This window comes from Pseudomonas sp. P4_B4, from assembly GCF_056402255.1.
In genome coordinates this window covers 21,891-47,369 of sequence record NZ_JBFUHS010000023.1, presented here as the reverse complement: position 1 = coordinate 47,369, position 25,479 = coordinate 21,891, and the positions used below count along the sequence as shown (strand labels likewise).

Here is a 25,479-nt window from a genome sequence, read left to right as displayed (position 1 = left end):
CTTGGTGCGTAAATCAGATATGAGTTCCGCTCTGTCCATCCGGCAGCTAACCAAAACCTACGGCAACGGTTTCCAGGCCCTGAGTGGTATCGATCTGGATGTCGCCGAAGGTGACTTCTTCGCCTTGCTCGGCCCTAACGGCGCCGGCAAATCCACGACCATCGGCATTCTCTCGACCCTGGTGAACAAGACCAGCGGCACGGTGAATATCTTCGGTCACGACCTGGACAGCAATCCTGCGCAGCTCAAGCGCTCCATCGGCGTGGTGCCTCAGGAATTCAACTTCAACCAGTTCGAAAAGACCTTCGACATCGTCGTGACCCAGGCCGGCTACTACGGCATCCCGGCGAAAATCGCCAAGGAGCGCGCCGAACAGTACCTGACCCAGCTGGGCCTGTGGGACAAGAAGGACGTGCCGTCGCGCTCGCTGTCCGGCGGCATGAAGCGTCGCCTGATGATCGCCCGCGCGCTGGTTCATGAACCGCGCCTGCTGATCCTCGACGAACCGACTGCCGGGGTGGACATCGAACTGCGTCGCTCGATGTGGAGCTTCCTCACCGAGCTGAACCAGAAAGGCATCACCATCATCCTCACCACCCACTACCTGGAAGAGGCTGAGCAGTTGTGCCGCAACATCGGCATCATCGACCACGGCACCATCGTCGAGAACACCAGCATGAAGCAGTTGCTCAGCCAATTGCATGTGGAAACGTTCCTGCTGGATATGAAGAACACGTTGCAAGTGGCGCCTCAGTTGATCGGCTACCCGGCCAGACTGGTCGATAGTCACACCCTGGAAGTCCAGGTGGAGAAGTCCATGGGCATCACCGCGCTGTTCACCCAGTTGGCGCAGCAGAACATCGAAGTGCTGAGCCTGCGCAACAAAACCAATCGCCTTGAGGAGTTGTTCGTGTCCCTGGTGGAGAAAAATCTGTCGAAGGTGGCGGTATGAGTTCCGAGCTGCGCCCCAACCTCGTAGCACTCAACACCATCGTTTACCGTGAAGTCCGGCGTTTCACCCGGATCTGGCCGCAGACCTTGCTGCCGCCGGCCATCACCATGGTCCTGTACTTCGTGATCTTCGGTAATCTGATCGGCCGGCAAATCGGCGACATGGGTGGCTTCACTTACATGGAGTACATCGTGCCGGGGCTGATCATGATGTCGGTGATCACCAACTCCTACGGCAACGTGGTGTCGAGTTTCTTCGGCAGCAAGTTCCAGCGTTCCATTGAAGAACTGATGGTCTCGCCGCTGTCGCCGCACACCATTCTGATTGGCTACACCCTGGGCGGTGTACTGCGTGGCTTGATGGTGGGGATCATCGTGACCCTGCTGTCGCTGTTCTTCACCCATTTGCAGGTGCATCACTTGGGCGTGACCATTCTTGTGGTGGTGTTGACCGCGACGATCTTCTCGCTGCTGGGCTTCATCAACGCCGTGTTTGCGCGCAACTTCGATGACATTTCGATCATCCCGACTTTCGTGCTGACGCCACTGACCTACCTGGGCGGGGTCTTCTACTCGATCACCTTGCTGCCGCCGTTCTGGCAGACCGTATCCCTGGCCAACCCGGTGCTGCACATGGTCAACGCATTCCGTTACGGCATCCTCGGTGTATCGGATATCCGCATCAGCGTGGCCATCGCCTTTATGCTGGTCGCGACCGCGGTGCTGTATCTCGGTAGTGCGCGGTTGCTGGTCAGCGGGCGCGGGATGCGTACCTGAGGGATACCGCGTCGCTTTCAATCGCGAGCCTGCTCGCGATAGCTTTAGTTCAGACACTGCAAAAAAACGGCCTCCCAAGTGGAGGCCGTTTTGCATTCTCACATCCGGCTCTTCTTGCGCCGCTTCCATTGCCGCGCCACCCACCAGCGCCAATACATCATCACCAGGAAGTAAGCCAGCGCCCCGAGCACCAGCCCGGTCACCACCGAACCCAGCAGAAACGGTTGCCACAAGGTCGAGATTTCGCCCCTGATCCATTCCCAGGTCAGTGAGTCCGGCAACTGCCGGGCGGGAACGTCCATCAGCCAGGCGCCGGCCTGGTAGGTGCAGAAGAACACCGCGGGCATGGTGATCGGGTTGGTCAGCCAGACCAGGCTCACGGCAATCGGCATGTTGCCGCGCACGATGATGGCGAGGATGGCCGCCAGCAGCATCTGCAGCGGGATCGGCAGGAACGCGGCGAACAGCCCCACCGCCATGGCGCGGGCAACGGAGTGGCGGTTGAGGTGCCACAGGTTCGGGTCATGCAACAGCGTGCCGAGAAAGCGTAAGGACTTGTGTTCCCTGATGCTCATCGGGTCTGGCATATAACGTTTGAATAAGCGCCGGGGCATAAGGCTTCTCGGTCGGTCAGGGCGGCAAGTATGTCTGGATTCTATGAGCTGCCCATTCAGACTTTGTGACAATTATTGACGACGCCCATGCGACGGGCGGGCTAAGCCTTGAGGGTACTCTCAAGGACGGGCTTATGCGCACAGGGATGATGGCGCTGGCGTTGGGTCTGTTGACCTTGCGCTTTTTACCGGCATTGCCGCCGGTCTGGTTGTGGCTGGCGATGCCGGTGGCGGGTTTGATGTTGCTGCCGTTCAGGACCTATCCGGTGGCGTTTTACCTGTTCGGTTTGAGTTGGGCCTGTGCGAATGCGCAGTCGGCGCTGGATGACCGGTTGCCGCCGACGCTGGACGGAGAAACCCGCTGGGTCGAAGGGCGGGTCACAGGCTTGCCCCGGCATGACGACGGTGTCGTGCGTTTCGAATTGACCGACATCCAGTCCCGACGTACCCGGCTGCCGCGGCAAATGCGTCTGGCCTGGTATGGCGGGCCGCCGGTGAACAGTGGCGAACGCTGGCGTCTGGCCGTCAAATTGAAGCGCCCGGTCGGGCTCCTCAATCCGCAGGCCTTCGATTACCAGGCCTGGTTGCTGGCACAACGCATCGGCGCGACCGGGACGGTCAAGGAGGGCGAGCGCCTTGCGCCAGCCCAATGGGCCTGGCGTGATGCAATCCGTCAGCGTTTGCTGGCGGTGGATGCCCAGGGGCGAAGCGGCGCGTTGACGGCGTTGGTGCTCGGGGACGGTGCCGGGCTGAGTCGCGAAGACTGGCAGGTATTGCAGGACACCGGCACGGTGCATCTGTTGGTGATATCCGGGCAGCACATCGGATTGCTGGCGGGAGTCGTGTATCTGCTGATCGCCGGCCTGGCCCGCTTTGGGCTATGGCCGAACCGTCTGCCATGGTTGCCCTGGGCGTGTGGCCTGGTATTCGCCGCTGCGCTCGGTTACGGGATGCTGGCCGGCTTCGAGGTGCCGGTGCGGCGGGCCTGCCTGATGATTGCAATGGTGTTGTTGTGGCGTCTACGGTTCCGTCATCTCGGTGCATGGTGGCCACTGTTGTTGGCACTCAGCGGCATTTTGCTGCTGGAGCCGCTGGCGAGTCTTCAGCCTGGTTTCTGGTTGTCTTTCGCGGCCGTGGCAGTCTTGATATTGACCTTCGGCGGACGTTTGGGACCGTGGCATTGGTGGCAGACCTGGACCCGTGCCCAGTGGCTGATTGCAATCGGGCTGTTCCCGTTGTTACTGGTTTTGGGGTTGCCAATCAGTCTCAGTGGGCCGCTGGCCAATTTGTTCGCGGTGCCCTGGATCAGTCTGGTGGTACTGCCACCAGCGTTGCTCGGGACGCTGTTGCTGCCGGTGCCTTACGTGGGTGAGAAATTGCTGTGGCTGGCGGGCGGCCTGATCGACGGGTGGTTCAGGGGATTGGGGCTCGTCTCCGGCCAGGTTCCCGCGTGGGTGCCTGCGGCAGTCCCGCTATGGGCCTGGGTAATTGGTGCCATTGGCGTCTTCTTGCTATTGCTGCCGCGAGGAGTACCGATGCGCCCGTTAGGGTGGCCCATGCTGTTGATGCTGGTTTTTTCGCCCAGGCCGATGTTGCAGGAAGGCATGGCCGAAGTCTGGCAACTGGATGTCGGTCAGGGTCTGGCAATCCTGGTGCGCACTCGGCATCACACGTTGCTGTATGACGCCGGACCGCGTTTCGGTGAACTCGACCAGGGGGAACGGGTGGTGCTGCCGGCCTTGCGCAATCTGGGGGTGAAGGGGCTCGATCTGATGCTGATCAGCCACGCCCATGCCGATCATGCCGGCGGTGCCCCGGCGATTGCCAAGGGCTTGCCGGTGAAACAGGTGGTCAGTGGTGAACCGTCAGACTTGCCTGTGGAGTTGCAGGCCGAGAGGTGTGAGAGCGGCCGGCAATGGACCTGGGATGAAGTTGATTTCCAACTTTGGCACTGGCCATTGGCCGGCGACAGCAACCAGAACTCCTGTGTCTTGCTGATCGAGGCCAATGGCGAACGGTTGCTGTTGAGTGGCGACATCGATGCCGCCGCCGAGAGAGCCCTGCTGGACAGTCCGTTGGCCCTGCCCACCGATTGGCTGCAGGCGCCACACCACGGCAGTCGCAGTTCGTCATCCAATGCCCTATTGGATGTCCTGCAACCTAAAGGTGCGCTGATCTCCCGCGGGCAGGGCAATTCGTTTGGCCATCCGCATGCGACGGTCATCGCGCGGTATCAAAAACGTGGAATGGCGATCTACGACAGCGCCGAACACGGTGCCATTCGTCTGCAACTGGGACGCTTCGAGCCGCCGTGGTCAATGCGTCAGGAACGGCGTTTCTGGCGCGATCCGCCGCCCTTGAACCCATAACCGAGCGTTATCAAAGCCCGACCGGATGCGACATCACGGTCTTCGGTGCTTGCACCCCCTATGTTAGAGTGGCGCACTTTTTCGAGGGGGCTGTCACTGTGTGGGAATTGGTCAAATCCGGCGGCTGGATGATGTTGCCGATCATTCTGAGTTCCATCGCGGCCATGGCGATCGTCGCCGAACGCCTCTGGACCCTGCGAGCCAGCCGCGTGACCCCGGAGCACTTGCTCGGGCAGGTCTGGGTCTGGATCAAGGACAAACAGCTCAATAAGGAAAAACTCAAGGAACTGCGCGCCAACTCCCCGTTGGGCGAGATCCTGGCGGCCGGCCTGGCCAACTCCAGGCATGGTCGCGAGATCATGAAGGAGTGCATCGAAGAGGCCGCACAACGGGTCATCCATGAGCTCGAACGCTACGTCGCCGCCCTCGGCACTATCGCTGCCATGGCGCCGTTGCTGGGCCTGCTGGGTACGGTGCTGGGCATGATCGATATTTTCAGTGCGTTCACAGGCAATGGCATGACCACCAACGCCTCGGTACTGGCCGGTGGTATTTCCAAGGCCCTGATCACCACGGCTGCGGGCCTGATGGTGGGTATCCCCGCGGTGTTCTTCCACCGTTTCCTGCAACGCCGGATCGATGAGCTGGTGGTGGGCATGGAGCAGGAAGCGATCAAGCTGGTCGAAGTGGTGCAGGGCGATCGCGATGTGGACCTGACCGGGAGCAAAGCGTGAAATTCCGCCGCAAACCACGGGAAACGGTGGACATCAACCTCGCGTCGCTGATCGACGTGGTGTTCATCCTGCTGCTGTTTTTTGTCGTGACCACCACCTTCACCCGTGAAACCCAGTTGCGCGTCGATCTGCCGGAAGCGGTCAGTGGCACGCCGGCCGACGATCAGAGCAAGCCTTTGGACATCGCCATCAGCGCCGACGGCGTGTTTTCGGTGAACAATCAGATTTTGCCGAAAAGCGACCTGGCTTCGCTGATGGACGCGCTGCAAAAAGAAGCCAATGGCGACACCAACCGGCCGCTGTCCATCAGCGCTGACGGCAAGACTCAGCATCAGTCCGTGGTGACTGCCATGGATGCGGCCGGCAAACTCGGCTTCAGTCATTTGCGCATGACCACCATCGAGGCAGCGCCCCCGGCGCCCTGATGGCCATGTCCGATCGATTGCTCGCCGCGTGGTACGCAGGTCATCCGGCCCTGAAGCTGTTGCAGCCATTGGAATGGCTGTACCGGCGCGTGGTCATGAACAAGCGCAAACGCTTTCTGGCGGGTGAGGGCGAGATCTATCAGCCGCCGGTGCCGCTGATCGTGGTCGGCAACATCACCGTGGGTGGCACCGGCAAGACCCCGCTGATTCTGTGGATGATCGAGCACTGCCAGCGCAGCGGCCTGCGGGTTGGCGTGGTCAGCCGTGGCTACGGCGCCAAACCGCCGCAGTTGCCATGGCGGGTCGAGGCCGAGCAGAGCGCCGACGTCGCCGGTGACGAGCCGTTGCTGATCGTCCAGCGCACGGGCGTGCCGCTGATGATCGACCCCAATCGCAGCAACGCCGTCAAAGCCTTGCTGGCCAGTGAGCCGCTGGATCTGATCCTGTCCGACGACGGCATGCAGCACTACCGCCTGGCCCGTGACCTGGAACTGGTGCTGATCGACGCCGCCCGCGGCCTGGGTAACCGTCGATGCCTGCCTGCCGGGCCTTTGCGTGAGCCGGTCGAGCGCCTGCAAAGCGTCGACGCGGTGCTCTACAACGGTGCCACGGCCGACCGCGAGGACGGTTTTGCCTTCCAGTTGCAACCCACCACGCTGGTCAACCTGCGCAGCGGCGAACGACGTCCCCTCGACCACTTCGGCGCAGGCCAGTTTGTGCACGCGGTGGCCGGCATCGGCAATCCGCAACGTTTCTTCAAGACCCTCGAAACGCTACACTGGCAGCCGGTTCCACATGCGTTTGCCGACCACGCCGAATACAGCGTGGAGACGTTGAATTTCACGCCGTCATTGCCGTTGGTGATGACGGAAAAGGACGCGGTGAAATGCCGTGCCTTTGCCACCGCCGATTGGTGGTACCTGGCGGTCGATGCCGTGCCGTCGCCGGCCTTCGTGGCCTGGTTCGACACACAGCTGATGCGCCTGCTGCCGGCTCGTTTGTTGCCTTAACTCCGTTTTTTCCAGGGAATGCTCATGGACACCAAATTGCTCGATATCCTCGCTTGCCCAGTCTGCAAAGGCCCGCTCAAGCTCAGCGCCGACAAGACCGAGCTGATCAGCAAGGGTGCAGGCCTGGCCTACCCGATTCGCGACGGCATCCCGGTGATGCTCGAATCCGAAGCACGCACCCTGACCACCGACGAGCGCCTGGATAAATGACCACAGCCTTTACCGTCGTCATTCCATCGCGTTACGCCTCCACCCGCCTGCCGGGCAAGCCGCTGCTGCTGATCGCCGGCAAGCCGATGATCCAGCACGTCTGGGAACAGGCGAGCAAAAGCAGCGCCGAGCGGGTGGTGGTGGCCACCGACGACGTGCGCATCGTCGAGGCCTGCAAAGGCTTTGGTGCCGAAGTGGTGCTGACCCGTGAAGATCACAACTCCGGCACCGATCGCCTGGCCGAAGTCGCGCTGAAGCTGGGCCTGGCGCCCGACGCCATCGTGGTCAACGTCCAGGGCGACGAACCGCTGATCCCGCCGAGCGTGATCGATCAGGTGGCCGCCAACCTGGCAGCCCACGCCGAAGCGCGCATGGCCACCCTGGCCGAGCCGATCGAAGACGTGGACACCCTGTTCAATCCCAACGTGGTCAAGGTCGTCAGCGACCTCAATGGCCTGGCGCTGACGTTCAGCCGTTCCACCTTGCCCTGGGCGCGGGATGCATTCGCCGTGAACCCTGAGCAGTTGCCGGAAGGTGTGCCGTACCGCCGCCATATCGGCATCTATGCCTACCGCGCCGGTTTCCTGCAGGATTTCGTCAGCTGGGGTCCATGCTGGCTGGAAAACACCGAGTGCCTGGAACAGCTGCGTGCCCTGTGGCATGGCGTGCGGATCCACGTGGCCGACGCGCTGATCGCGCCGCCAGCCGGTGTCGATACCGTTGAAGACCTAGAGCGCGTTCGTCGCCTGCTGGAGAAGTGATGCGGGTTCTGTTTGTCTGCCTGGGCAACATCTGCCGCTCTCCCACGGCAGAAGGCGTGCTGCGGCATAAGTTGCGCGAGGCCGGCTTGGCCGATCAGGTTGAAGTGGCCTCCGCAGGCACCGGTGACTGGCATGTCGGCAAGCCGCCGGACAAACGCAGTCAGGCCGCGGCGAAGCTGCGCGGTTATGACTTGTCCGCCCAGCGCGCCCGGCAAGTCTCCCGCGCCGATTTCGCCACCTACGACCTGATCCTGGCGATGGACAACAGCAACCTGCGCAACCTCAAGGCCTTGCAACCGGCCAAGGGCAAGGCCGAGTTGGATCTGTTCCTGCGTCGCTATCAGTCGGACGTCGATGAGGTCCCGGACCCGTATTACGACGGCGAGCAAGGCTTCGAGCAGGTGCTGGACCTGATCGAACATGCCAGTGATTTGCTGGTGATTGAATTGAAGGGACGGTTATGAGTTTGCAGGTTCAATCGCAGGTTTCGCTCAAGCCGTTCAACAGCTTTGGCGTGGATGTCCAGGCCCGGTTGTTTGCCGAGGCCCATAGCGACGCCGATGTGCGCGAAGCCCTGGCCTATGGGCTGGAACACGAGGTGCCGGTGCTGGTGATCGGCGGCGGCAGCAATCTGCTGCTGACGGCGGATATCGATTCGCTGGTGCTGCGCATGGCCACCCGCGGGACTCGCGTGTTGAGCGATGACGGCAGCAAAGTGGTGATCGAGGCCGAGGCCGGTGAGCCCTGGCATCCCTTTGTGCAACACACACTGTCCCTGGGGCTGTCCGGCCTGGAAAACCTCAGCCTGATTCCCGGCACTGTCGGTGCGGCACCGATGCAGAACATCGGCGCTTATGGCGTCGAGATCAAGGACGTGTTCGCCGGCCTGACCGCCCTCGATCGCCAGACCGGTGAACTGCGCGACTTCACATTGCAAGAGTGCAACTTCGCTTACCGCGACAGCCTGTTCAAGCAGGAGCCGGGGCGTTGGTTGATCCTGCGTGTGCGCTTCGCCCTCGACCGCGCCGCGCATCTGCACCTGGAATACGGCCCGGTGCGTCAGCGCCTGACCGAACAGGGCATCGAGCATCCGACCGCCAGCGATGTCAGCCAGGCCATTTGCAGCATCCGCAACGAAAAACTCCCGGACCCGGCCGTACTCGGCAATGCCGGCAGCTTCTTCAAGAACCCTTTGGTGTCGGCGGCGCTGGCTGCACGGCTCAAGGGCGAATACCCGGACCTGGTGGCCTATGCGCAACCCGACGGGCAGATGAAGCTGGCCGCCGGTTGGTTGATCGAGCGGGCAGGGTGGAAGGGTTTTCGTGAGGCTGACGCTGGCGTGCATAAATTGCAGGCGCTGGTGCTGGTCAACTATGGCGGCGCGACGGGCCTGCAATTGCTGAACCTGGCGCAGCGCATCCAGAAAGACATTTTCGAGCGTTTCCATGTCGATCTGGAAATGGAGCCGAACCGGTATTGATGAAGCAGCCGCCAGCTACAAGCTTCAAGCGGCAAGCTACAATTCTCAAATCCAGGCCTTTGCTGTTTTGCTTCTACTTGAAGCTTGCAGCTTAAAGCTCGCAGCTAAAAAACCCTGTCTCAGCAGGGTTTTTTTTTGTTAATGCTCGGTTAACTTAGTCAGCTAACGATGCACACTCTTGCTCCACCAAAGGCCCGGTGCAGACGTCTGCGTCCGCATAAGAGAGCCCATTAGCCTGAGTCGATCTGCGTGCGACCCACCGAGATCCAGCGGCAGATTGCTCGACCCCATAACTCAAGATCTATGCGGGCGTGCCCATGATTACCCTGAAACTCAATGGTCAAGACCATCAACTCGACGTCACCGAGGACATGCCGCTGCTCTGGGCGATCCGCGACGTGGCCGGTTACAACGGCACCAAGTTCGGCTGCGGCATGGGCCTGTGCGGGGCCTGCACCATTCATATCGAAGGGGCTCCGGCACGCAGTTGCATCACGCCGATCGGTTCAGTGGTCGGACAGAATGTCAGCACCATCGACAACCTGCACGCCGATCCGATCGGCAAAGTCGTGCAGCAAGCCTGGCTCGACACGGCGGTCGCCCAATGCGGTTTCTGCCAGGGCGGGCAGATCATGTCGGCAACGGCGCTGCTCAAGACCAATCCGAACCCGAGCGACGAGCAGATTGAAGAGGCGATGGTCGGCAACATCTGCCGCTGCGGCACCTACAACCGCATCAAGACCGCGATCCGCCAGGCCTCCACCCACCTGAAGGAGGCCAAGGCATGAGCCGCTTACCGAATGATTTCGCCCTGAGCAATCTGAGCCAGCTCAGTCGCCGTGGCTTTCTGAAAGGGGTGGGTGCCACCAGTGCGCTGGTATTGGCGGCGAGTTGGGGCTGGCAAGACGCTTTTGCTGGAGAAAAAGACAAGAAGTTTGGTGCCGACGGCATGCCCCACGGCTGGGTCGATGATCCGAAAGTCTATGTGAGCATCGCCGCGGATGGCACGGTGACCGTGATCTGCAATCGCTCGGAGATGGGCCAGGGCGTGCGCACCAGCTTGACCATGGTGGTGGCCGATGAACTGGAAGCCGACTGGGCGATGGTCAAGGTGCAGCAGGCCCCTGGCGATGAAGTGCGCTTCGGCAACCAGGACACCGACGGCTCGCGCAGCATGCGTCACTGGTACGAGCCGATGCGCCGCTGCGGTGCTGCCGCGCGGACCATGCTCGAACAGGCCGCTGCCGCACAATGGAAAGTGCCGGTCGGTGAGTGTCACGCGCAACTGCACAAGGTCGTCCATGAGCCTTCTGGCCGCGAAATCGGATATGGCGCCCTGGCCTCCGCCGCAGGCGCGTTGCCGGTTCCGGCCCGCGACAGCCTGAAGCTCAAACAACCCGCTGAGTTCCGTTACATCGGCAAGGAAGGCACCAAGGCCATCGATGGGGAGGACATCGTCAACGGCCGTGCGGTGTACGGCGCCGACGTGCATTTCGACGGCATGCTGTACGCGACCATCGCGCGGCCAACGGTGTATGGCGGCAAAGTCAAAAGCTTTGATGGCAGCGCGGCGATGAAAGTCCCCGGCGTGGTCAAAGTGGTACAGATCGAAAGCCGGCCTTTGCCCTCGGAGTTCCAACCTCTGGGCGGCATCGCCGTGGTGGCGAGCAATACCTGGGCGGCGATCAAGGGCCGTGAGGCACTGAAAATCGAGTGGGACGACGGCCCCAACGCCAGCTACGACTCGATCGCCTATCGCAAGGAACTTGAAGCGGCCTCGCTCAAGCCCGGCAAGGTGGTGCGCAATACCGGCAACCTCGAAAAGGCCATGGCCAGCGCCGATAGCACGCTGGAAGCCTCCTACTACTTGCCGCATTTGTCACAGTCGCCGATGGAACCGATGGTCGCCATTGCGCGGTTCAAGGACGGTGCCTGCGAAGCCTGGGGGCCAAGCCAGGCGCCGCAGGTCACCCGGGAACGGATCGGTGAACGCCTGGGCCTGCCGTTCGACAAGGTCACATTCAACGTGACCCTGCTCGGGGGCGGGTTCGGGCGCAAGTCCAAGCCTGACTTCATCATCGAGGCTGCTATCCTCGCCAAGGAATTCCCCGGCAAAGCGGTGCGGGTGCAATGGACCCGCGAAGACGACATTCACTGTTCCTACTTCCACACCGTGTCGGCCGAATACCTCAAGGCCAGCCTGAACAAGGATGGCCTGCCGTCCGGCTGGTTGCACCGTACGGTGGCGCCGAGCATCACCGCGTTGTTTGCGCCGGGCATGAACCATGAGGCGGCGTTCGAACTGGGCATGGGCCTCACCAACATGGCGTATGCGATCCCCAACATTCGCCTGGAAAACCCCGAGGCAACGGTGCATACCCGGGTGGGGTGGTATCGCTCGGTGTCGAACATTCCCCATGGCTTCGCGATCCAGAGCTTTATCGATGAGCTGGCGCATAAGGCCGGGCAGGACCCACTCAAGTACCAGATCAGATTGCTCGGCCCGGACCGTCAGATCGATCCGCGCACCTTGAGTGAAGAGTGGAACTACGGTGAATCCCCCGAGCGTTATCCGATCGACACCGCGCGCCTGCGCACGGTACTGGAGACCGCCGCCAAAGCCGCCGGTTGGGGGCGTGAGTTGCCCAAGGGTCGCGGCCTGGGCCTGGCGGTGCATTACAGCTTCGTGACGTATGTGGCGGCGGTGATCGAGGTGGAGGTCAAAGACGACGGCACACTGGTGGTGCACAAGGCCAACATCGCCGTCGATTGCGGACCACAGGTCAACCCCGAGCGGATTCGCGCGCAATTCGAAGGTGCCTGTGTCATGGGCCTGGGTAATGCGGTGCTGGGGGAAATCAGCTTCAAGGACGGTAAAGTGCAGCAGGATAACTTCCACATGTACGAGGTGGCGCGCATGTCTCTGGCGCCAAAAGAAGTGGCAGTGCATCTGGTGACGCCGCCGGGCAACGTCCCATTGGGCGGTGTGGGTGAGCCGGGCGTGCCACCGATTGCGCCGGCACTGTGCAATGCGATCTTTGCTGCCACCGGCAAACGCATCCGCAACCTGCCGGTTCGTTATCAGCTGTCGGGCTGGCAGAAGGCGGGCGCCTGATGGACAGCGCCGATCTGAACGTCCTGCGCAGCGTGTTGCAATGGCATCGCGCCGGTCAGCGGGTGGTGTTGTACAGCGTTGTCGAGACCTGGGGCACTGCGCCCCGGGCACCCGGCGCCATGCTCGCCTTGCGCGAGGACGGCATGGTGATTGGTTCGGTCTCCGGCGGGTGTGTCGAAGATGACCTGATCGCCCGGCTGCACGACGGGCGCCTTGCGCTTGATGGGCCATCGGTGCAACTGATCACGTATGGCGTGACCCGCGAGGAAGCCGCACGTTTCGGCTTGCCCTGCGGCGGCACCTTGCGCTTGACCGAGGAGTGTATCGACGATGGGGATTGGGTCGAGCAATTGCTCGCCCGATGCGAGGCCCATGAAATCGTTGCGCGCGAACTGAACCTGGCCACCGGCGAAGTGCTTTTGCAGCCGGCCAATAAAGCTGACGTATTGACGTTCGACGGACAGACCTTGCGGGCGATCTATGGCCCGCGCTGGCGCTTGCTGCTGATCGGCGCTGGGCAGCTGTCGCGCTATGTGGCGGAAATGGCCCGGCTGCTGGATTTCGAGGTGTTGATTTGCGATCCGCGTAGCGAGTTCGTCTATGGCTGGGAGGAGCAGCACGGAAGATTCGTTTCTGGCATGCCGGATGAGGCGGTATTGAATATCCAGACCGATGAACGCACGGCCATCGTGGCCTTGACCCATGATCCGCGTCTGGACGACATGGCACTGCTCACAGCCCTGGATTCCAGGGCTTTTTACGTCGGGGCGCTGGGATCGCGGGTCAACAGCCAGAAGCGCCGGGAAAACCTGGCTCAACTGGGTTTGTCGCAATCGGCGATTGACCGCTTGCATGGTCCGATCGGTTTGCACATTGGCAGTCATAATCCAGCGGAAATTGCCTTGTCGCTCATGGCGGAAATCGTGGCAGTCAAAAATGGCGTCGAACTGAAGCAGAAGAAAGTCTTGCGGGAGAGCGTATGAGCGAGTCCATTGGCGTCGTCGTACTGGCGGCGGGGCAGGGCAGCCGGTTTCGTGAGGTTGCGGGCGCCGAAAAGGATAAATTGGTGGCCGATTGCACTGGGCGTGACGGCGTGGTGCGGTCCGTCATCGAGCACACGTTGGTCAACCTGCCGGCGGCGCTGGACAAACGCGTGCTGGTGACCACTGCTGACCGCCCGCAAGTGATTCGCATGGCTCAGGCCTATGGCTGCGAGATTGAACTGATCGAATCGACGGGAATGGGCGACAGCATTGCTGCGGGAGTCGTTGCCTGCAAGCAACTCGATGGCTGGCTGATGGTGCTGGGGGATATGCCGTTCATCCTGCCATCCAGTATCGAACAAGTGGTGGCGGGTATTGGCGATGACCGTATCAGCGTGCCCGTGCAGGGCGGTGAGTACGGGCATCCGGTCGGGTTCGGACGGGACTTCGCAGCGGGGTTGATGGCGTTATCGGGGGATCGCGGTGCCAAACCGCTGTTTGCCCAAGGGCGAGTGGTTGAAGTGACCGTGGATGATCCCGGTGTGTTGTGGGATGTGGATGTGCCTGAGGCATTGGTCTTCAAGTAGTTCCGGAGGTGATCCCCTGTGGATGATCCACCGCCTTCGCGAGCAAGCCCGCTCCCACAAGGGGTTGCTGTGAATTCCGGATATAAAAAAGCCCCGCCTGGGATCACCAGGCGGGGCTTTTTAGTGGCCGATGGAATCAGACGAGAGGTTTAGGCTCGTGTTCTTTTTCCTGGGCTTGCTCGTGTTGCTCTACCGCTTCCTGAGCGGAGCGCGGCGCTTCGTGGATCACCGACTCAACCGGCTCGGCAGCCACTTCAACGGCCGGGGCAGGAGCTGCCTCAACCACTTCAGCAGCAACCGGTGCAGGCTCGGCAGCGACAACTGCTTCAGCCGGAGCAGCAGCGGCAGCCAGTTCAGCTTCCTTCTGCAGACGCTCGGCTTCACGCTTGCGACGACGCACTTCACGTGGGTCGTTAGGCGCACGGCCACTTGGCGTCAGGGCGCTGGCAGGAGCAGCTTCGACTACCGGAGCAGGTGCTTCGGCAACGACCGGTGCTTCAACGACTGGCGCTTCAACCACCTGTGCTGGAGCCGGTTCTGCAGCGGCAACCACCGGCTCGGAAACCATGGCTTCAGCCACTGGGGTTTCAGCGGCAGGTGCAGCGGCTTCAGCGACGGCTGGCTCGGCAACCCAATTGAATGCGGTTTGCTCTTCGCGAACTTCACGCACGGTTTCAGTCACGGTTTCAACAACCGCTTCTGCAGCCTGGGCAGGTGCTTCTACCGCTGGCGCTGGCTCGGCAGCCGCTTCAACAGTAGGCTGAGCTTCTGGCGCGGGCGCCACTTCGACTTCCGGCGAGGCGGTGACTTCAACCGGGGTGGTCGCTTCAACGACTGGCGCTTCAACCGGAGCTGCTTCCAGGGTCGCGGCAGTGGCGCGTTCGGCTTGCACATTGGCTTCAGCTTCGGCTGGAGCGCTGATCACGCTGCTGGCAACGGCTGCGGTGACAGCCAGGCCGGCGGCCAGATCGGCAACGCTTGGTGCTTCAGCGTTTTCGCCGGACTCGGACTCTTCCGAACCTTCGATCACATTGCCGTTGGCGTCACGCTGACGCTCGCGACGGTTGCTGCGACGACGCTGACCACGGGAGCGGCGGCGTGGACGATCGCCTTCGGCGCCTTCCTGACCTTCTTCCTGCAGTTGCTCTTCGTTGGTGACCAGTTCTTCTTCAGTTGCGGCTGCGGCAGCTTGTTCGGCACGTGGCTGACGTTCTTCACGCGGTGGGCGTGGAGCGCGTTCTTCACGTGGCTGGCGAGCTGGACGCTCTTCAGCGGTAGCAGCGGCGGCTGGAGCAGCCGGAGCAACCGGAGCAACCGGAGCAGCATCCAGAGGCTCGCGCAGTTCACGAACGCGTTCTTCGCGCTCGCCACGTGGCTTGCGATCTTCACGCGGAGCGCGCGGTGCACGTTCTTCACGAGGCGCGCGTGGTGCGCGTTCTTCGCGGGCTACTGCTGGTGTTTCTTCGCGGGTCTCGCGAGGTTCGCGCACTTCCCGTGGCTGACGCTCTTCACGCGGTGCGCGTTCTTCGCGGGGCTTGCGCTCTTCATCGCGGCGAACGTTACGGTTGCGGCTTTGCTGGCGACCGTTGCGACGCTCTTCGTTGCGGGCCGGACGCTCGGCGGCAGGCTTTTCAACCACAACCGGCGCGACAGGCTCTTCCTTGGTGGCGAACAGGCTGACCAGCGATTTCACCAGACCTTTGAACAGGCTTGGCTCCGGTACGGCGACCGGGGCAGGGGCTGGAGCGGCAACTTCGGTCGGCACCGGAGCGTTGGCGCGGGCCGGGGCCGTCTTGACCGCCGCTTCCTGGCGAACCAGGGTGCGGGTTGCAGCGGCTGGCTGGACTTCTTCGACTTCGGCAGCGGCCGCAGCGATTTCGTAGCTGGACTGGTTGGTCGCGGCTTCCGGGCTGTCGTCACGCAAGCGCTGCACTTCGAAGTGTGGCGTTTCGAGGTGATCGTTCGGCAGGATGACGATACGGGCACGGGTGCGCAGTTCGATCTTGGTGATCGAGTTGCGTTTTTCGTTGAGCAGGAACGCAGCCACCGGGATCGGCACTTGTGCACGAACTTCGGCGGTACGGTCTTTCAGGGCTTCTTCTTCGATCAGGCGCAGGATCGCCAGGGACAGCGATTCAACGTCACGGATGATGCCGGTGCCGTTGCAACGCGGGCAGACGATGCCGCTGCTTTCGCCCAGGGATGGACGCAGGCGCTGACGGGACATTTCCAGCAGGCCGAAGCGCGAAATGCGACCGACTTGCACGCGAGCGCGGTCGGCTTCCAGGCATTCGCGGACTTTCTCTTCCACGGCGCGCTGGTTCTTGGCAGGGGTCATGTCGATGAAGTCGATGACGATCAGGCCGCCGATGTCGCGCAGGCGCAACTGACGGGCGATTTCCTCAGCCGCTTCAAGGTTGGTTTGCAGCGCGGTTTCTTCGATGTCGCTGCCTTTGGTGGCGCGCGCCGAGTTGATGTCGATGGACACCAGGGCTTCGGTCGGATCGATAACGATGGAGCCGCCGGAAGGCAGTTCGACAACGCGCTGGAAAGCGGTTTCGATCTGGCTTTCGATCTGGAAACGGTTGAACAGCGGAACGCTGTCTTCGTACAGCTTGATCTTGCTGGCGTACTGCGGCATCACCTGGCGGATGAAGGTCAGGGCTTCGTCCTGGGCTTCAACGCTGTCGATCAGCACTTCGCCGATGTCCTGGCGCAGGTAGTCGCGGATCGCGCGGATGATCACGTTGCTTTCCTGATAGATCAGGAACGGCGCAGAGCGATCCAGCGAGGCTTCCTTGATGGCGGTCCAGAGTTGCAGCAGGTAGTCGAGGTCCCACTGCATTTCTTCGCTGCTGCGGCCCAGGCCGGCAGTGCGCACGATCAGGCCCATGTCGGCCGGGGCAACCAGGCCGTTCAGCGCTTCACGCAGTTCATTGCGCTCTTCGCCTTCGATGCGACGGGAGATACCGCCGGCACGCGGGTTGTTCGGCATCAGCACCAGGTAACGACCGGCCAGGCTGATGAAAGTGGTCAGGGCGGCGCCCTTGTTGCCACGTTCTTCTTTTTCGACCTGAACGATGACTTCCTGGCCTTCGCTCAGGACGTCCTTGATGTTGACGCGACCTTCCGGGGCTTTCTTGAAGTATTCGCGGGAGATTTCTTTGAGGGGCAGGAAGCCGTGGCGCTCAGAGCCGAAATCGACAAAGGCAGCCTCGAGGCTTGGTTCGATGCGAGTAATCCGGCCTTTATAGATGTTGGCCTTCTTCTGCTCGCGTGCACCGGATTCGATGTCCAGGTCGTAGAGGCGCTGGCCATCTACCAGTGCAACACGCAACTCTTCGGGTTGAGTTGCGTTAATCAGCATTCTTTTCATGTAGTACCGTCGGTTTCCGGGCTGCCGGAAACGGCGTTCGGCACACACGACTTCTCACGGTCGGTGTCAGGTGCGTCGGGAGTGGTTGGCCATTTCCCGTGTCCAGCGAAGTCCGGCCAATGTGGGCCTTCATCGCGACGTACGCGTCCTGCTTGCTGTGGCTACTTAAGCACTCAGTCAGGAGGAGGAATCAACCAGCGGCTGTGGACGAGATGAAGCGTCTTGAGAAAGCCTGTTGCTACACAGTCCGGCGGTTGTGCATCTCCACCCTACACGTATCCCTGATAATTCGGGTGCTGCCGCGCGCAGAATCCGCAGCGGGTTGGCATTTACCGTGAGCTCCGATAGGGGAGGTCACGCATCATGGCTAATTTAGGCGTTGTTTCCGATGCCTTCGCTCGGGGTCATTCGCAATTGACTGCACTTTGTGAACTGGCCGTGAATATGGCTCGCAAAACGAGTGAAAAACTCTGTTTTGTGGCGTGATTCAGGCCTCATGTCACCTGCGCTCGTTACACCTGCAAACTCCACCGTTACGTAGCGAAAGCCCCGTAGGACGGCCTCGCGTCCTGGTGAATTGCGTTGGTCAGGGCCGGTTTTTGACCGTTGGTCCGCTGTCCAGGCCGCTTTTGGCGACGTTCGCGACTATAGCAGCAATGATTAAGTGCTTCAATTCCATAAAAAATTGTTATCATCCGCGGCATGACGACGACTACCCCCCCGACTCCAAGCGTACAACTGCTTGAGGTCTCGCCGGAATATGCCGGCCAACGTATTGATAATTTCCTTCTCGCCCGACTCAAAGGCGTGCCCAAGACCTTGATTTACCGCATTTTGCGCAAGGGCGAAGTGCGTGTGAACAAAGGTCGGATCAAGCCCGAGTACAAGCTGCAGGCGGGCGATATCGTGCGCGTGCCGCCGGTTCGTGTGCCTGAGCGCGACGAGCCGGTGCCACTGGCACAAGGCCTGCTACAGCGGCTCGAAGCCTCGATTGTCTTCGAAGACAAGGCGCTGATCGTGATCAACAAGCCTTGCGGCATCGCCGTTCACGGCGGCAGCGGCTTGAATTACGGAGTAATCGAAGCCTTTCGTCAGTTGCGTCCCGATTGCAAGGAGCTCGAACTGGTTCATCGTCTCGACCGTGACACCTCCGGCCTGCTGATGATCGCCAAGAAGCGCAGCATGCTGCGTCACTTGCACACAGCCTTGCGCGGTGATGGCGTTGATAAGCGCTATATGGCGCTGGTTCGCGGCAACTGGGCATCCTCGATCAAGCAAGTTCGAGCGTCGCTCGGTAAGAGCAATCTGCGCTCCGGTGAGCGTATGGTCGAGGTCGACGAGGAGGAGGGCAAGGAGTCTGTGACCGTGTTCAAGGTCCTGCGTCGCTTTGGCGACTTTGCCACCCTGATTGAAGCCAAGCCGATCACCGGCCGCACTCACCAGATCCGTGTCCACACGTTGCACGCCGGGCACTGCATTGCCGGCGACACCAAGTACGGCGATGACGATTTCAGTAAGGAAATCCGCGATCTGGGCGGCAAGCGCCTGTTCCTGCACGCCTACATGTTGACCGTGCCGCTTCCCGATGGTGGTGAACTGAAACTGCAAGCGCCGGTCGACGAGATGTGGGCCAAAACCGTGGAGCGATTGAGTGCGCCCATCTGATTACAAGCTGCTGATCTTTGATTGGGACGGCACCCTGGCCGACTCCATTGGTCGGATTGTCGAGGCGATGCACGTTGCCTCCCAGCGTTCCGGTTTTGAGCTGCGCGATGATCTGGCCGTCAAGGGCATCATCGGCCTGGGCTTGCCGGAAGCGATCCGCACCCTGTACCCCGAAATCGGCGACGCCGAGCTGGTCGCGTTCCGCGAGCACTATGCTGAGCATTACATTGCGTCGGAGGCTGTGCCTTCGCCGCTGTTCGAAGGTGTGGTCGAGTCGCTCGAGGCGTTTCGTGCCGAGGGCTATCATCTGGCTGTGGCGACGGGCAAGGCCCGTCGCGGGCTGGATCGGGTGTTGAAGTCCCATGGCTGGGAGAATTACTTCGATATCACTCGCGCCGCCGACGAGACCGCCAGCAAGCCCCATCCGCTGATGCTCGAGCAGATTCTCGCGCATTGCGAGGTTCGCCCGGAGCAGGCGTTGATGGTCGGTGATTCGTCCTTTGATCTGCAGATGGCACGCAACGCCGGCATGGGCTCGGTGGCCGTCAGTTATGGCGCCCAATCGATCGATGCGTTGAAGTCGTATGAGCCGCGACTGGCCATCGACCGTTTTTCAGAATTGCATGCCTGGCTCAGTCAGCGGGCTTAACCGGTTGTATTTGGGGTGGATGGCATGACCGACGAATGGAAGGCGCCCGCCAAGGCGAGCGCAGAGAGCGGTGACGACAAGAGCTGGAAGCTGCTGGAAAAGACGCTGCTGGCCGGCGTGCAGGAGCAGCGCCGGTCCCGTCGCTGGGGGATATTCTTCAAATCACTGACTTTTGTGTATCTGTTCGGCGCAATTGCCCTGTTTTCGCCGCTGATGGATATGGAGAAGGCAGCTACCCTCAGTGCCAATTACACGGCGTTGATCGATGTGACAGGCATGATTGCCGACAAGGAGCCGGCCAGCGCAGACAATATCGTTGGCAGCCTGCGCGCGGCTTTCGAGGATAAGAAGGTCAAGGGTGTCATCCTGCGCATCAACAGCCCGGGCGGCAGTCCGGTGCAGTCGGGTTATGTCTATGACGAGATCCGTCGTCTGCGTGGCCTGCACCCGGACACCAAGCTGTATGCGGTCATTTCCGATCTGGGGGCTTCCGGTGCTTACTACATCGCCAGCGCGGCGGATCAGATCTACGCCGATAAGGCGAGTCTGGTCGGCTCCATCGGTGTGACGGCAGCCGGTTATGGTTTTGTCGGCACCATGGAGAAGCTGGGCGTCGAGCGTCGCACCTACACCTCTGGCGAGCACAAGTCGTTCCTCGATCCGTTCCAGCCGCAGAAGCCGGAAGAAACCGCCTTCTGGCAGGGTGTGCTCGATACGACCCACAAGCAGTTCATCAGTAGCGTCAAGCAGGGGCGCGGCGATCGCCTGAAGGACAAGGATCATCCGGAGCTGTTCTCCGGTCTGGTCTGGTCCGGCGAGCAGGCGCTGCCGCTTGGGTTGATCGATGGGCTGGGTAATGCCAGTTCGGTTGCGCGGGATGTGATCGGCGAGAAGGAGCTGGTGGACTTTACCGTTCAGGAGTCGCCATTCGATCGCTTCTCGAAAAAGCTCGGTGCCAGCGTGGCTGAGCACTTGGCGATGTGGATGGGTTTTAACGGTCCGTCGCTGCGCTGATTTTGCGGTGACATGAAAAACCGGCCTGCGAGGCCGGTTTTTTAGTATTGAGACTCAGGGTATCTGCACGCCTTCGGCCAGCAACATGTCGATCAGGCGAATCAGCGGCAGGCCGATCAGGCTGGTGGCGTCAGGTCCCTCGGTGCTGCGAAACAGGCTGACCCCCAGACCTTCGGCCTTGAAGCTGCCTGCGCAGTCGTAGGGTTGTTCAGCGTGCAGGTAGCGTTCGATACGGGTCGCGTCGAGTGTGCGCATGTGTACGGTGAAGGGCACACAATCGACCTGGCAGTGCCCGGTCTGGCTGTTGAGCAGGGCCAGGCCGGTCAGGAACGTCACGCTGGCACCGCTGGCGGCCAGCAGTTGCTCGCGGGCTTTTTCGAACGTGTGGGGCTTGCCGATAATCCGGTTTCCCAGCACGGCGACCTGGTCGGAGCCAATTATCAGATGAGCGGTATGGCTGTCGGCCAGGGCGCGCGCTTTCTCTTCGGCGAGGCGCTTGACCAGCTCGATGGCGGATTCGCCCGGACGATGGCTTTCGTCGATATCCGGCGAGCTGCAAGTGAAAGGCAGCTGCAGGCGGGTCAGTAATTCTCGGCGATAGGCCGAGCCAGAAGCGAGTAATAAAGGCAGCATGCGCAACTCCATAAGGCGTGTGCGAATTCTAGCGAGGCTTCCAAGTGACGGACAGGGCTGAATTTCCTTTGACATGGGCGGGTGCATCCCTATAATGCTGCGCCTATGTTGAATGACCCGATTCCACCTCACGTTGACCCGCGCAAATTGGCTGATCGTGGCACCACCCTTCAAGGTGAAATGCTGCTGGCCGATTTGGAGAGACTCTGCGACCCGCTTTCCGACAATGTCGGTACGGTGCAGGCTAAATTCGTTTTTGAACGAGATGAACGTAAATCTGTGGTCATCCACAGCTTTATCGACACTGAAGTCAAAATGGTTTGCCAGCGTTGTCTTGAGCTGGTCACCCTGCCGATCCACAGCGAATGCAGTTACGCTGTGGTGAAGGAGGGTGCGAATACCCAGTCGTTGCCGAAAGGTTATGACGTGCTGGAACTGGGCGAAGATCCTTTGGATCTGCAGTCACTGATCGAGGAGGAGCTTCTGCTTGCCTTGCCCATTGTGCCTGCTCATCATCCGGAAGAATGCCAGCAGCCGGCGGGTCTCGATGAGCCCGAACCGAGCGAGGACGAGGTAACGCGGTCCAACCCGTTCAGTGTATTGGCGCAGTTAAAGCGTGACCCAAACGTTTAGGAGTTAATCAATTATGGCTGTTCAGCAGAACAAAAAATCCCGCTCTGCCCGTGACATGCGCCGTTCGCACGACGCTCTCGAGGCTAGCACCCTGTCTGTAGAAAAAACCACCGGTGAAGTTCACCTGCGTCACCACGTATCGCCAGAAGGCGTATACCGTGGCCGTAAAGTGATCGACAAGGGCGCTGACGAGTAATCACTTGTCCGCTCAAGTCATCGCGATTGACGCAATGGGCGGGGACTTCGGTCCCCGCAGCATTGTTCAGGCCAGCCTTGCTTGCCTGTCTGCTACACCCTCGCTGCACCTGACCCTCGTCGGTCAACCCTCCCTTCTTGAAGAATTGATCGCTGGCCATCCGGCTGTGGATCGCGCGCGCCTGTCGATTACGCCGGCGAGCGAAGTCATCACCATGGACGAAAAACCTGCCCAGGCCTTGCGTGGCAAGCCTGACTCGTCGATGCGTGTGGCGCTTGAGTTGTTGCGTGATGGCAAGGTCCAGGCCTGTGTCAGTGCCGGCAACACCGGGGCGCTGATGGCGTTGTCGCGGTTCGTGCTCAAGACCCTGCCGGGCATTGATCGTCCGGCCATGGTCGCGGCGATTCCGACGCAAAAGGGTTACTGCCAATTGCTCGACCTGGGCGCCAACGTCGATTGCAGTGCCGAGCATCTGTTGCAGTTTGCGGTCATGGGTTCGGTTGCGGCGGAAACCCTGGGCATAGTGCGCCCACGGGTAGCCTTACTGAACATCGGCACCGAAGACATCAAGGGCAATCAGCAGGTCAAGCTGGCAGCGACGTTGTTGCAAGGCGCCCGGGGCATCAATTACATCGGCTTTATCGAGGGCGACGGTTTGTACCGTGGCGAAGCGGATGTGGTGGTATGTGACGGTTTTGTCGGCAACATCCTGCTCAAATCCAGCGAAGGTCTGGCGACCATGATTGCCGGGCGCATCGAGGCGTTGTTCAAAAAGAACATGGCCTCTCGCGTGGTCGGTGCGCTGGCGCTGCCGTTGATGAAGCGTCTGCAGGCTGAACTGGCGCCTGCCCGGCACAACGGCGCGAGCTTTCTCGGCTTGCAGGGCATTGTGGTGAAAAGCCACGGTTCTGCGGGGGTCCAGGGGTTTCAGAGTGCCATTGCGCGCGCCTTGATCGAGATTCAGGAGAATCTTCCCGAGCGCCTGCACGGTCGTCTGGAGGATTTGTTGCTTTAGGCGTTTTCGTCGGACAATGCTTAAATGTGACCGCTTGGTTCGATGGGCCATCCAACTGTCAGTTTCTTGCGTCCCCAATGCGGGGCGCCAACTCTCCGACGACAAGATCATTAGGGGCTTGTTACATGTCTGCTTCCCTCGCATTCGTCTTTCCCGGACAGGGTTCGCAGTCCCTCGGCATGCTCGCCGAGTTGGGCGCACAACATCCGGTTGTCCTTGAAACATTCAAAGAAGCTTCCGATGCACTGGGTTACGACCTGTGGGCACTGACCCAGCAAGGGCCGGAAGAGCAACTCAATCAAACCGATAAAACCCAACCGGCCATTCTGACCGCCTCTATCGCCCTGTGGCGTCTGTGGCTGGCCGAAGGTGGTGCGCGTCCGGCTTACGTTGCCGGGCACAGCCTGGGTGAATACAGCGCGCTGGTCGCGGCAGGCAGCCTGAGCCTGGGCGACGCGGTGAAGCTCGTCGAACGTCGCGGCCAACTGATGCAGGAAGCCGTTCCGGCCGGGCAGGGCGGCATGGCCGCCATCCTGGGTCTGGACGATGCCGACGTACTGGCAGCCTGTGCCGAAGCGGCGCAAGGCGAAGTGGTCAGTGCGGTCAATTTCAACTCGCCGGGCCAGGTGGTCATCGCCGGTGCCAAGGCTGCCGTCGAGCGCGCCATCGAAGGCTGCAAGGCGCGTGGTGCCAAGCGTGCCATGCCGTTGCCGGTCAGCGTGCCGTCGCACTGCGAGCTGATGCGTCCGGCGGCCGAGCGTTTCGCCGAGTCGATCGCCGCGATCGACTGGCAGGTCCCGCAAATTCCTGTGGTGCAGAACGTCAGTGCTGACGTGCCTGCCGATCTGGAAACCCTCAAGCGCGATCTGCTTGAGCAGCTTTACAAGCCAGTGCGCTGGGTTGAATCGGTCCAGGTGCTGGCCGCCAGGGGCGCGACCCAACTGGTCGAATGCGGTCCAGGCAAAGTGCTGGCCGGTCTGAACAAGCGCTGCGCCGAAGGCGTGTCGACATCCAACCTCAATACCCCAGACGCTTTCGCTGCCGCCCGCGCAGCGTTGGCCTGAATCAGGAGAAGCTTGCATGAGTCTGCAAGGTAAAGTTGCACTGGTCACTGGTGCAAGTCGTGGCATCGGCCAGGCTATCGCCCTGGAACTGGGTCGTCAGGGCGCCATCGTTGTTGGTACCGCGACTTCCGCGTCGGGTGCTGAGCGCATCGCCGCGACCCTGAAGGAAAACGGTATCCAGGGCACTGGCCTGGAACTCAATGTCACCAGCGACGAGTCTGTGGCAAGTGTTCTGGCGAGCATTCAGGAGCAGTTCGGTGCGCCGGCGATTCTGGTCAATAATGCCGGTATCACCCGCGATAACCTGATGATGCGCATGAAAGACGACGAGTGGCACGACGTTGTCGATACCAATCTGAACAGTCTGTTCCGCCTGTCCAAGGGCGTTTTGCGCGGCATGACCAAAGCCCGTTGGGGCCGAATTATCAGTATTGGTTCGGTTGTGGGTGCCATGGGCAACGCAGGCCAAGTAAACTACGCTGCCGCCAAGGCCGGCCTGGAAGGTTTCAGCCGTGCACTGGCGCGTGAAGTCGGTTCGCGTTCGATTACGGTAAACTCGGTGGCCCCAGGGTTCATCGATACCGATATGACCCGTGAACTGCCCGAGGCACAGCGTGAAGCCTTGCAGACGCAGATTCCGCTGGGTCGTCTGGGACAAGCTCAAGAGATCGCGTCCGTGGTCGCTTTTCTTGCGTCGGACGGTGCGGCTTACGTTACCGGAGCTACAATCCCGGTGAACGGCGGGATGTACATGTAATTCAAATGTGACGGATTGCTTCAAAAAAATGTCATACGAGCTGTCTAAAATCCGTTATAAAGCTGCAATCTATTTATAGGCAGAGGGTCACCGGGTTCGAGGAGTGAAGCTTTCAGTTGAAAAGCTGAAAAGCCTTTCTATACACTTACCCACTGGCCAGCTGCCTGAATTTGTCCATTAGGAGTGAAAACAAGGTATGAGCACCATCGAAGAGCGCGTCAAGAAAATCGTTGCTGAGCAACTGGGCGTTAAAGAAGAAGAAGTGGTCAACACTGCTTCCTTCGTTGAAGACCTGGGTGCCGACTCCCTTGACACCGTTGAGCTGGTGATGGCTCTGGAAGAGGAATTCGAGACCGAAATCCCTGACGAAGAAGCCGAGAAGATCACTACTGTACAAGCTGCAATCGACTACGTTACTAGCCACCAGGCGTAATAGTTTGTAATCGTTGCTCGCTGTCATG

General features: G+C 60.8%; 26 protein-coding genes. 23 read left to right on the top strand and 3 right to left on the bottom strand.

The window, feature by feature from the left end:
- Window positions 1-19: 19 nt before the first annotated feature.
- Window positions 20-952, top strand: coding sequence for an ABC transporter ATP-binding protein (locus AC1DVE_RS21970; protein WP_477784183.1), 933 nt, complete (start codon window positions 20-22; stop codon window positions 950-952).
- A complete protein-coding gene (locus tag AC1DVE_RS21965; protein WP_046037490.1) occupies window positions 949-1,728 on the top strand; it encodes an ABC transporter permease in 780 nt (259 codons plus the stop codon). The genes AC1DVE_RS21970 and AC1DVE_RS21965 overlap by 4 nt, the downstream gene beginning before the upstream one ends.
- A 98-nt stretch (window positions 1,729-1,826) precedes the next feature.
- Here the strand turns inward: AC1DVE_RS21965 and AC1DVE_RS21960 are convergent, their stop codons facing one another.
- Window positions 1,827-2,342: a DUF2062 domain-containing protein gene (locus AC1DVE_RS21960; RefSeq protein WP_223456159.1), complete on the bottom strand. Its 516-nt coding sequence runs from the start codon at window positions 2,340-2,342 to the stop codon at window positions 1,827-1,829.
- A 134-nt stretch (window positions 2,343-2,476) separates the two neighbouring features.
- Between AC1DVE_RS21960 and AC1DVE_RS21955 the strand changes: the two genes are divergently transcribed.
- The 12 genes from AC1DVE_RS21955 to AC1DVE_RS21900 all read left to right on the top strand — a co-directional run bounded on the left by AC1DVE_RS21955 (window position 2,477) and on the right by AC1DVE_RS21900 (window position 14,016).
- Window positions 2,477-4,711: a DNA internalization-related competence protein ComEC/Rec2 gene (locus tag AC1DVE_RS21955; protein ID WP_477784182.1), complete on the top strand. Its 2,235-nt coding sequence runs from the start codon at window positions 2,477-2,479 to the stop codon at window positions 4,709-4,711.
- Between the two features lie 98 nt (window positions 4,712-4,809).
- A complete protein-coding gene (locus tag AC1DVE_RS21950; RefSeq protein WP_150754005.1) occupies window positions 4,810-5,445 on the top strand; it encodes a MotA/TolQ/ExbB proton channel family protein in 636 nt (211 codons plus the stop codon).
- Complete coding sequence (locus AC1DVE_RS21945) at window positions 5,442-5,870, top strand: ExbD/TolR family protein (RefSeq protein ID WP_046037486.1); 429 nt, start codon at window positions 5,442-5,444, stop codon at window positions 5,868-5,870. Before AC1DVE_RS21950 ends, AC1DVE_RS21945 begins: the two co-directional genes overlap by 4 nt.
- A complete protein-coding gene (lpxK, locus tag AC1DVE_RS21940) occupies window positions 5,870-6,880 on the top strand; it encodes a tetraacyldisaccharide 4'-kinase (protein WP_477784181.1) in 1,011 nt (336 codons plus the stop codon). Before AC1DVE_RS21945 ends, lpxK begins: the two co-directional genes overlap by 1 nt.
- A gap of 24 nt (window positions 6,881-6,904) precedes the next feature.
- A complete protein-coding gene (locus AC1DVE_RS21935) occupies window positions 6,905-7,090 on the top strand; it encodes a Trm112 family protein (RefSeq protein WP_003179363.1) in 186 nt (61 codons plus the stop codon).
- Window positions 7,087-7,851: a 3-deoxy-manno-octulosonate cytidylyltransferase gene (gene kdsB / locus AC1DVE_RS21930; RefSeq protein ID WP_223456163.1), complete on the top strand. Its 765-nt coding sequence runs from the start codon at window positions 7,087-7,089 to the stop codon at window positions 7,849-7,851. Before AC1DVE_RS21935 ends, kdsB begins: the two co-directional genes overlap by 4 nt.
- On the top strand, window positions 7,851-8,315 hold the full coding sequence (locus tag AC1DVE_RS21925; protein WP_223533617.1) for a low molecular weight protein-tyrosine-phosphatase: 465 nt from the start codon (window positions 7,851-7,853) through the stop codon (window positions 8,313-8,315). Before kdsB ends, AC1DVE_RS21925 begins: the two co-directional genes overlap by 1 nt.
- The gene (gene murB, locus AC1DVE_RS21920; RefSeq protein ID WP_223533618.1) at window positions 8,312-9,331 is read left to right on the top strand and encodes a UDP-N-acetylmuramate dehydrogenase; all 1,020 of its coding nucleotides are present in this window, start codon (window positions 8,312-8,314) and stop codon (window positions 9,329-9,331) included. The genes AC1DVE_RS21925 and murB overlap by 4 nt, the downstream gene beginning before the upstream one ends.
- A gap of 317 nt (window positions 9,332-9,648) precedes the next feature.
- Window positions 9,649-10,119, top strand: a complete 471-nt coding sequence (locus AC1DVE_RS21915) for a (2Fe-2S)-binding protein (RefSeq protein ID WP_008046998.1) — start codon at window positions 9,649-9,651, stop codon at window positions 10,117-10,119.
- A complete protein-coding gene (locus tag AC1DVE_RS21910; RefSeq protein ID WP_477784180.1) occupies window positions 10,116-12,446 on the top strand; it encodes a xanthine dehydrogenase family protein molybdopterin-binding subunit in 2,331 nt (776 codons plus the stop codon). The genes AC1DVE_RS21915 and AC1DVE_RS21910 overlap by 4 nt, the downstream gene beginning before the upstream one ends.
- Complete coding sequence (locus AC1DVE_RS21905; protein WP_477784179.1) at window positions 12,446-13,429, top strand: XdhC family protein; 984 nt, start codon at window positions 12,446-12,448, stop codon at window positions 13,427-13,429. The genes AC1DVE_RS21910 and AC1DVE_RS21905 overlap by 1 nt, the downstream gene beginning before the upstream one ends.
- Complete coding sequence (locus tag AC1DVE_RS21900) at window positions 13,426-14,016, top strand: nucleotidyltransferase family protein (RefSeq protein ID WP_223456169.1); 591 nt, start codon at window positions 13,426-13,428, stop codon at window positions 14,014-14,016. Before AC1DVE_RS21905 ends, AC1DVE_RS21900 begins: the two co-directional genes overlap by 4 nt.
- A 136-nt stretch (window positions 14,017-14,152) precedes the next feature.
- On the opposite strand, the gene rne is transcribed toward AC1DVE_RS21900, so the two are convergent.
- Window positions 14,153-17,392, bottom strand: coding sequence for a ribonuclease E (gene rne, locus AC1DVE_RS21895; RefSeq protein WP_477784178.1), 3,240 nt, complete (start codon window positions 17,390-17,392; stop codon window positions 14,153-14,155).
- Between the two features lie 702 nt (window positions 17,393-18,094).
- Between rne and rluC the strand changes: the two genes are divergently transcribed.
- The 3 genes from rluC to AC1DVE_RS21880 are packed head-to-tail and all read left to right on the top strand — an operon-like array spanning window position 18,095 to window position 20,720.
- A complete protein-coding gene (gene rluC / locus AC1DVE_RS21890; protein ID WP_046037476.1) occupies window positions 18,095-19,057 on the top strand; it encodes a 23S rRNA pseudouridine(955/2504/2580) synthase RluC in 963 nt (320 codons plus the stop codon).
- Window positions 19,044-19,706, top strand: coding sequence for an HAD-IA family hydrolase (locus tag AC1DVE_RS21885; protein ID WP_223456171.1), 663 nt, complete (start codon window positions 19,044-19,046; stop codon window positions 19,704-19,706). Before rluC ends, AC1DVE_RS21885 begins: the two co-directional genes overlap by 14 nt.
- A gap of 24 nt (window positions 19,707-19,730) precedes the next feature.
- Window positions 19,731-20,720, top strand: coding sequence for a S49 family peptidase (locus AC1DVE_RS21880; RefSeq protein WP_223456172.1), 990 nt, complete (start codon window positions 19,731-19,733; stop codon window positions 20,718-20,720).
- Window positions 20,721-20,774: 54 nt separating this feature from the next.
- Here the strand turns inward: AC1DVE_RS21880 and AC1DVE_RS21875 are convergent, their stop codons facing one another.
- The gene (locus tag AC1DVE_RS21875) at window positions 20,775-21,353 is read right to left on the bottom strand and encodes a Maf family protein (RefSeq protein ID WP_477784177.1); all 579 of its coding nucleotides are present in this window, start codon (window positions 21,351-21,353) and stop codon (window positions 20,775-20,777) included.
- Window positions 21,354-21,458: 105 nt separating this feature from the next.
- Between AC1DVE_RS21875 and AC1DVE_RS21870 the strand changes: the two genes are divergently transcribed.
- The 6 genes from AC1DVE_RS21870 to acpP all read left to right on the top strand — a co-directional run bounded on the left by AC1DVE_RS21870 (window position 21,459) and on the right by acpP (window position 25,451).
- Window positions 21,459-21,986 carry a YceD family protein gene (locus tag AC1DVE_RS21870; protein ID WP_008050439.1) on the top strand — a complete coding sequence of 176 codons (528 nt, stop codon included), beginning with the start codon at window positions 21,459-21,461 and terminating at the stop codon, window positions 21,984-21,986.
- A gap of 13 nt (window positions 21,987-21,999) precedes the next feature.
- On the top strand, window positions 22,000-22,182 hold the full coding sequence (gene rpmF, locus AC1DVE_RS21865; RefSeq protein ID WP_003179396.1) for a 50S ribosomal protein L32: 183 nt from the start codon (window positions 22,000-22,002) through the stop codon (window positions 22,180-22,182).
- A gap of 4 nt (window positions 22,183-22,186) precedes the next feature.
- A complete protein-coding gene (gene plsX / locus AC1DVE_RS21860; RefSeq protein ID WP_263287219.1) occupies window positions 22,187-23,197 on the top strand; it encodes a phosphate acyltransferase PlsX in 1,011 nt (336 codons plus the stop codon).
- A gap of 125 nt (window positions 23,198-23,322) precedes the next feature.
- Complete coding sequence (fabD, locus tag AC1DVE_RS21855) at window positions 23,323-24,261, top strand: ACP S-malonyltransferase (RefSeq protein ID WP_223456174.1); 939 nt, start codon at window positions 23,323-23,325, stop codon at window positions 24,259-24,261.
- 16 nt (window positions 24,262-24,277) lie between these two features.
- On the top strand, window positions 24,278-25,018 hold the full coding sequence (fabG, locus tag AC1DVE_RS21850; protein WP_007987168.1) for a 3-oxoacyl-ACP reductase FabG: 741 nt from the start codon (window positions 24,278-24,280) through the stop codon (window positions 25,016-25,018).
- A gap of 196 nt (window positions 25,019-25,214) precedes the next feature.
- Complete coding sequence (gene acpP / locus AC1DVE_RS21845; RefSeq protein ID WP_003175607.1) at window positions 25,215-25,451, top strand: acyl carrier protein; 237 nt, start codon at window positions 25,215-25,217, stop codon at window positions 25,449-25,451.
- Window positions 25,452-25,479 lie beyond the last annotated feature (28 nt).

Bases quoted from the DNA above. Each gene is read 5' to 3' on its own strand.
- AC1DVE_RS21970 (WP_477784183.1), top strand. From the start codon at position 20: ATGAGTTCCGCTCTGTCCATCCGGCAGCTAACCAAAACCTACGGCAAC.
- AC1DVE_RS21965 (WP_046037490.1), top strand. From the start codon at position 949: ATGAGTTCCGAGCTGCGCCCCAACCTCGTAGCACTCAACACCATCGTT.
- AC1DVE_RS21960 (WP_223456159.1), bottom strand. From the start codon at position 2,342: ATGCCCCGGCGCTTATTCAAACGTTATATGCCAGACCCGATGAGCATC.
- AC1DVE_RS21955 (WP_477784182.1), top strand. From the start codon at position 2,477: ATGCGCACAGGGATGATGGCGCTGGCGTTGGGTCTGTTGACCTTGCGC.
- lpxK (WP_477784181.1), top strand. From the start codon at position 5,870: ATGGCCATGTCCGATCGATTGCTCGCCGCGTGGTACGCAGGTCATCCG.
- AC1DVE_RS21935 (WP_003179363.1), top strand. From the start codon at position 6,905: ATGGACACCAAATTGCTCGATATCCTCGCTTGCCCAGTCTGCAAAGGC.
- kdsB (WP_223456163.1), top strand. From the start codon at position 7,087: ATGACCACAGCCTTTACCGTCGTCATTCCATCGCGTTACGCCTCCACC.
- AC1DVE_RS21925 (WP_223533617.1), top strand. From the start codon at position 7,851: ATGCGGGTTCTGTTTGTCTGCCTGGGCAACATCTGCCGCTCTCCCACG.
- murB (WP_223533618.1), top strand. From the start codon at position 8,312: ATGAGTTTGCAGGTTCAATCGCAGGTTTCGCTCAAGCCGTTCAACAGC.
- AC1DVE_RS21915 (WP_008046998.1), top strand. From the start codon at position 9,649: ATGATTACCCTGAAACTCAATGGTCAAGACCATCAACTCGACGTCACC.
- AC1DVE_RS21910 (WP_477784180.1), top strand. From the start codon at position 10,116: ATGAGCCGCTTACCGAATGATTTCGCCCTGAGCAATCTGAGCCAGCTC.
- AC1DVE_RS21905 (WP_477784179.1), top strand. From the start codon at position 12,446: ATGGACAGCGCCGATCTGAACGTCCTGCGCAGCGTGTTGCAATGGCAT.
- AC1DVE_RS21900 (WP_223456169.1), top strand. From the start codon at position 13,426: ATGAGCGAGTCCATTGGCGTCGTCGTACTGGCGGCGGGGCAGGGCAGC.
- rne (WP_477784178.1), bottom strand. From the start codon at position 17,392: ATGAAAAGAATGCTGATTAACGCAACTCAACCCGAAGAGTTGCGTGTT.
- rluC (WP_046037476.1), top strand. From the start codon at position 18,095: ATGACGACGACTACCCCCCCGACTCCAAGCGTACAACTGCTTGAGGTC.
- AC1DVE_RS21880 (WP_223456172.1), top strand. From the start codon at position 19,731: ATGACCGACGAATGGAAGGCGCCCGCCAAGGCGAGCGCAGAGAGCGGT.
- AC1DVE_RS21875 (WP_477784177.1), bottom strand. From the start codon at position 21,353: ATGCTGCCTTTATTACTCGCTTCTGGCTCGGCCTATCGCCGAGAATTA.
- AC1DVE_RS21870 (WP_008050439.1), top strand. From the start codon at position 21,459: ATGTTGAATGACCCGATTCCACCTCACGTTGACCCGCGCAAATTGGCT.
- rpmF (WP_003179396.1), top strand. From the start codon at position 22,000: ATGGCTGTTCAGCAGAACAAAAAATCCCGCTCTGCCCGTGACATGCGC.
- fabD (WP_223456174.1), top strand. From the start codon at position 23,323: ATGTCTGCTTCCCTCGCATTCGTCTTTCCCGGACAGGGTTCGCAGTCC.
- fabG (WP_007987168.1), top strand. From the start codon at position 24,278: ATGAGTCTGCAAGGTAAAGTTGCACTGGTCACTGGTGCAAGTCGTGGC.
- acpP (WP_003175607.1), top strand. From the start codon at position 25,215: ATGAGCACCATCGAAGAGCGCGTCAAGAAAATCGTTGCTGAGCAACTG.